Raw genomic sequence first — 2,879 nt, 5'->3', positions numbered from 1 at the left:
ACATGGTTCTGTTGCAGATGCAACAGAGTTGACTTCAGGGAAGGCCGCGCGCATCGTGCCGAACGTGTGGACTCAGCAACACCGGTCGCTTGCGAATGCCGCCGTATCGCCGGGCCGGCGGGGCATTTTGTTCAGCGGTCTGCCGTGCCTTTGCGGCGGATGCTGAGCACTTGGCTTTGTGGCTGCTGCCGCCGGCTGGCGCAGCCGCAGCAGCCATTGCAGGGACGCGCATTCGCCTGGCGCTCGCCGCCGTTGGTTGCGGCGAGCGGTCGGCTGCGCGGCAGATTCGGCCAGAGCCGGGCGAGCGCCGGCATGAGCGTAGCGGCGAACAGCCCGCGGCCGAGATAAGCGATTGCGGCAACCACCACGCCATAGGCGGCGACTTCCTCGAGCATTTCAGCCTCCGCTGAGGAGCAGGGCGACGCGGTAGGTGACGAATGCAGCGGCATAGGCCAGCGCGAACAGGTAGGCGGCCATCAGCACGGGGTAACGCCATGAGTTCGTCTCGCGGCGGACGACCGCCAGCGTCGACAGGCACTGCGGCGAAAAAACGTACCACGCCAGCAGTGCGAAAGCGGTCGGCAACGACCAACTCGCTGCCAGCATCGGCAGCAACTGATCGGTGACGTCATCGCCGGCAGCCGACAGAGCATAGACCGTGCCGAGGGCGCCGACCGCCACTTCCCGCGCCGCCATGCCCGGCACCAGCGCGATCGAGATCTGCCAGTTGAAGCCGATCGGCGCCAGCACGACCTCGAGCGCGCGCCCGAGCATGCCGGCGTAGGAGTACTGGATGGCCGGACCGCTGGCGTCTGCGGGCGCCGCCGGGAACGTCGACAGGAACCAGAGCACGATCATCAGCGACAGGATGATGCCGCCGACACGCTGGATGAAGATGCGTGCCCGTTCGAGCAGGCCGAGCAGCAGGCTGCGGCCATGCGGCCAGCGGTAGGAAGGGAGTTCAAGCATCAGCGGCGACTGTACCCCCTTGCCGGTAGCCAGCCGCAGGACACCGGCCACCGCCATGGCACTGGCCACGCCGCCGACGTAAAGGCCGAACAGAACCAGTCCCTGCAGGCTGAAGACGCCGGCGACCGTCGTCGCGGGGATGAACGCGGCAATGATCAGCGCGTAAACCGGCAGGCGCGCCGAACAGGTCATCAGCGGTGCGATCATGATCGTCGTCAGGCGGTCGCGCCAGCTCGAGATCGTGCGTGCCGCCATGATGCCGGGAATGGCGCAGGCAAAGCTCGACAGGAGCGGAATGAACGAGCGTCCGGAGAGGCCGACGGTACCCATCAGGCGATCGAGCAGGAAAGCGGCGCGCGGCAGATAGCCCGAATCCTCGAGAGCCAGGATGAACAGGAAGAGGATCAGGATCTGCGGCAGGAAGACGAGGACACTGCCGACACCGGCGATGATGCCGTCGACCAGGAGGCTGCGCAGGATGGTGTCCGGCATCCTCTCGCCGACCGTCTCGCCGATCGCCGCGATGCCATCCTTGATCAGCTCCATCGGCAGGCTCGCCCAACTGAAAACGGCCTGGAACATGAGGAACAGCGTACCGGCGAGAATGAGCATGCCCCAGACCGGATGCAGGACGACGCGGTCGATTCTCTCGTCGCGGCGCGTGTCGACCGCCGGCTGGCTGACCGTCGCGGCCAGGATGCGTCGCACCTCGCGTTGCGTTGCGCCGACGTCGGCGACATCCGGCGGCAGCCAGGATGCCGGGGGCGACCCCGTCGCTGCGAGCGGGGTATCGAGCTGACGGATCAGCTCGTCGGCACCGCCGCCCTTGATGGCGATCGTGCTGACGACCGGCATTCCCAGCTCGCGGGCGAGCGCCGGTACGTCGATGACGATGCCGCGCCGCTTGGCCAGGTCGGTCATGTTGAGCGCGAGAATCATGGGTATCCCCAGGCGCCTGACTTCGAGGACGAGTCGCAGGTTCAGCTTGAGGTTGGTCGCGTCGCTGACGCAGACGATCAGTTCGGGCGGTGGCTCCGCGTCGAGCCTGCCGAGGATGACGTCGCGGGTGATCTCCTCGTCGATGCTGAGTGCGTTGAGACTGTAGGCCCCCGGCAGGTCGAGCACACGGAAGCTCTTGCCGGCCGCGGTGGTGAAGTGCCCTTCCTTGCGGTCGACGGTGACTCCCGGATAGTTGGCGACCTTCTGCCGGCTGCCCGTCAGGAGATTGAACAGCGCCGTCTTGCCACAGTTCGGGTTGCCGAGCAGGGCCAGGCGCAGGCTTTCCGTTGCGGCGCTCATCGGGCTGCCTCGCAAGCCGGCGTCACCAGCACGCGCTCGGCCTCGAAGCGACGCAGGGCGAACATCGTGTCGCCGACCCGCACGGCCAGCGGATCGCCACCGGGGTAGCCGCGCGCGACGACGCGCACGCGCTCGCCGGGGATGAAGCCGATCTCGAAGAGTCGCAGGGCAATCTCCTGTTCCTCCGTCCGCTCATCGCTCGCGAGCGGTGCGCCGCTCACCGTCCCTGCCTGACCCATGGGCAGCTCAAACAGGGTCATCGATCCCGTAGTCGTCATCGTAGTAGCGGGTGCCTCTCTTCGGATTGAATGTCGTCATGCTCGTTCGCCGCAGTTCCCAGACCGTGCACCGCTCACGGCCGGGCCAGGACTGGGACGGCATTATATGCGAATGATTCGCATTTGTCACGTGTTGCGAAGCGGTGTTGCGGTACGCGCAACCCGCCGGTGAGCAGACTCGCATTGCCCCTCGTCAGGAATGCGGGCAGCGGCCGCAGCGACCATCGGGCCGGCAAGTGTCCGGCCTGCCCGGCTCAGGCAGACGATCAGGCGACGATCAGGCGGGCGGCGCTGCACAGGCGGTGACGCAGCCAGCCGAGGCCAAGTGCCGGC

At 67.0% G+C, this 2,879-nt stretch carries 3 protein-coding genes; all 3 read right to left on the bottom strand.

Annotated elements, in window-relative coordinates; translation table 11 throughout:
- Positions 1 to 131: 131 nt before the first annotated feature.
- The 3 genes from NFW30_RS12510 to NFW30_RS12500 are packed head-to-tail and all read right to left on the bottom strand — an operon-like array spanning position 132 to position 2,528.
- Positions 132 to 395: a hypothetical protein gene (locus NFW30_RS12510; protein WP_295372200.1), complete on the bottom strand. Its 264-nt coding sequence runs from the start codon at positions 393 to 395 to the stop codon at positions 132 to 134.
- 1 nt (position 396) lies between these two features.
- Positions 397 to 2,268 (bottom strand): ferrous iron transporter B, encoded by a 1,872-nt coding sequence (locus NFW30_RS12505; protein ID WP_295372197.1) that lies wholly within the window; start codon positions 2,266 to 2,268, stop codon positions 397 to 399.
- On the bottom strand, positions 2,265 to 2,528 hold the full coding sequence (locus NFW30_RS12500; protein ID WP_295372194.1) for a FeoA family protein: 264 nt from the start codon (positions 2,526 to 2,528) through the stop codon (positions 2,265 to 2,267). The genes NFW30_RS12505 and NFW30_RS12500 overlap by 4 nt, the downstream gene beginning before the upstream one ends.
- Positions 2,529 to 2,879 lie beyond the last annotated feature (351 nt).

The sequence above is a fragment of the Accumulibacter sp. genome (assembly GCF_023806635.1).
GTDB lineage: Bacteria > Pseudomonadota > Gammaproteobacteria > Burkholderiales > Rhodocyclaceae > Accumulibacter.
The sequence above is the reverse complement of the archived record's forward strand: the minus strand, read 5'-3'. Positions and strand labels throughout refer to the sequence as shown.

Coding starts and splice junctions, on each gene's coding strand:
- NFW30_RS12510 (WP_295372200.1), bottom strand. CDS start 395: ATGCTCGAGGAAGTCGCCGCCTATGGCGTGGTGGTTGCCGCAATCGCT.
- NFW30_RS12505 (WP_295372197.1), bottom strand. CDS start 2,268: ATGAGCGCCGCAACGGAAAGCCTGCGCCTGGCCCTGCTCGGCAACCCG.
- NFW30_RS12500 (WP_295372194.1), bottom strand. CDS start 2,528: ATGACCCTGTTTGAGCTGCCCATGGGTCAGGCAGGGACGGTGAGCGGC.